Origin of the sequence: Paraburkholderia sp. SIMBA_030 (assembly GCF_046535245.1) — a bacterium.
Classification (GTDB): domain Bacteria; phylum Pseudomonadota; class Gammaproteobacteria; order Burkholderiales; family Burkholderiaceae; genus Paraburkholderia.
The window spans coordinates 1-296 of the sequence record NZ_JAWRXB010000279.1 but is presented as its reverse complement, the minus strand read 5'-3'; the positions used below and the strand labels follow the sequence as shown (position 1 = coordinate 296).

Sequence of the window (296 nt, the reverse complement as noted above, 5' to 3'; positions counted from 1 at the left end):
CGAGCGCGATCCGCTATGCTTGGCGCGATCGGATATCACCGCACGCGCCACCGGCCAGGAGAATTCACCGTGACACACCGCTGCAACTGGGTGACGAGCGACGCACTCGCGCAATACCACGACGAAGAGTGGGGCGTGCCCTCGCGCGACGACCAGCACCTCTACGAAATGCTCATCCTCGAAGGCGCGCAGGCCGGGTTGTCGTGGTCCACGATTCTGAACAAGCGGGCCGGCTACCGGCGGGCATTCGCGGACTTCGACATCGACAAGGTTGCGCGCTTCACGCCGGCACAGGT

General features: G+C 64.9%; 1 protein-coding gene. It reads left to right on the top strand.

All coding sequences use genetic code 11. The features are described 5' to 3' along the window. Nucleotides 1-69: 69 nt before the first annotated feature. Nucleotides 70-296: DNA-3-methyladenine glycosylase I (locus tag SB772_RS40005; protein ID WP_410838517.1), on the top strand; the 227-nt coding region annotated here is incomplete at its 3' end.